The sequence below is a fragment of the uncultured Nostoc sp. genome (assembly GCF_964245575.1).
In the GTDB taxonomy this organism is placed as follows: Bacteria; Cyanobacteriota; Cyanobacteriia; order Cyanobacteriales; family Nostocaceae; genus Nostoc.
The window spans coordinates 1-1,998 of the sequence record NZ_CAXTNP010000279.1 but is presented as its reverse complement, the minus strand read 5'-3'; the positions used below and the strand labels follow the sequence as shown (position 1 = coordinate 1,998).

Genomic DNA, 1,998 nt, shown 5'->3' with positions numbered 1-1,998 from the left:
GATGCCAGAGCTGAAGATGCCGCCGCCGTTCTTTGTCGCTGAGTTGCCAGTGATGGTGCTGTTGCTCACCGATAGAGTGCCTTGATTCCAGATAGCACTACCGTATTCCGCAGTGTTGCCAGTTATAATGTTGTTGCTCAAGTTAAGGACGCCTTCATTAGAGATAGCACCGCCTCCTCCGGCGTTTTTGTATCTATTGGTAATAGTCAGCTCGTTGATTGCAGCTGTTACACCATTGCCAATGTCAAAAACACGGGAAGCACTATCGTCACTAATAGTTAATAAGCCTGGATTTGTGCCTTGAATAGTCAGGTCATCTGTGATACTCAGACTGCTACCAGTCAAACTGATGGTATGAGCGAGTCCATCATTAAACAATCCACCAAAATTGATGATATCTTTTCCTGTCAGGGCATTAGCATCTATAATTGCCTGCCGCAGTGAACCTGCATGACTATTCTTGGTGTTAGTTACGGTAAATATAGACATTGAGCTTACTCCAATCTTTTTTTGCAGTGTATAAATGTTACGCTGAATAGTCGTTTTTATACTTGACTTTTCACGGTATTTGGAAAATCTCTCCTTGTATGAGAAAGATTTATAAATTTTCCCTTCCCGATAAGAAAGAGGGTTAAGTTTTTCGTGGGCTTTTCCAAATGACGTGAAAAGTCAGGTAGTCGCCTGTGCCTGAACTGTTAAAGTCACCGCCGTCCCTACCGATTGGCACTGAGGTCTTTTGCTTTCAAGTGCCAGCACACGAAAACATCTCAGTATATGGCTGAAACCTAGATTTTTCCTTGCAGTTGTTTTAAGCTAGAAGTGCAAAATTATACGCTTCAGAAATTTTAAAACATTCTTTAAGAGTGTTAATAACGAAAAATAATCTATTATTCGACACGTGAAAATAGGAAACATGCAGATAGCCTGATAAGAATTAAATACCGAAAATTTGCTTATATGTCTATATTTGAATAAATATCTTTGCGTAATCTTTATGTTATCGACTGACAAATGTAAATAGAGCGGCGTAAATAATTAAAGGTTTCTAGGTAAGGATTTAGTCCTCAAATGAAGGCAAATCCTTACCTAGAAACTAATCTTGAAATGTTTTATATTACTTAATATAGTTTGATTTATTCTCGCTTGCTTACTTATATATAAGCACTGAGCTTGATGTATTCTTTATATTTGGCTCTCATCGTTTGCGTAATAATCCGAAATTTGGTTTATCAGACAACGCTGCAATTCTTTAAGTACAAGTAATATCGCTAAACTGCCAAACGTGGGCAACAAGCAGTGCATGGGCTTAATTGTGTTAAAATTACTGGTTGGAAATCGCTTCTGGATGTATTCAGCCAGAGAGAAGCTTACCCAATAGCGAACGCCACCAAGCAATTCGATTAGGCAAGATCCTCAGTTCGCGATCTTCTTAAAGGAAAAGGTGATCCGGTTTAAGACTGCGATCGCCTTTTCCGTTTTCTTATTGAGAGTTTTGCAAGTGTTTCTTTCAATACGTACTTTTGCGTAAGTCCTAAAAGTATGTATTAGACAAATATATAATAGTAAGCCGATTTGATTTCTGAACTTCTTTGCGTAGGTAGGGAGTAGGGAATCAGCCTTTTCGAGTTGTAATAGCATTTCTTTGTAAGGCTGCGCCAAACCCTTTTAACTTCTTTCTTTGCGTCCTTCTCTACGAGACGCTACGCGATCGCGGCCTTTTTTCAGCAATGATAAATCTTTCTCATGAGAGCTTTACACACCTTCCTTGAACGATCACAAGTAGTCAGAAATAGATTTATATTTAAACAGTAGCGTGACTCCAAGTTAAGTTGATTAAATTTAAGACGTAATCATCCAAGTTATCTATATAATATTATGATTTTTCATTACCTATTACACACAATTTGCCCACAGTAATATAAATTTTATCTGGTTCTTTGTAGTAAGGTGATTTCCGAAAAAGAAATTACCAATTAAAGTGGTTGAATCAAGATGTCC

Annotated in this window: 1 pseudogene; it reads right to left on the bottom strand. The window is 37.8% G+C overall.

Annotation, left to right across the window (positions count from 1 at the left end):
* Positions 1-489, bottom strand: a pseudogene (locus ACFFAP_RS31090) (hypothetical protein); the annotation flags it as partial.
* Between the last annotated feature and the right edge of the window lie 1,509 nt (positions 490-1,998).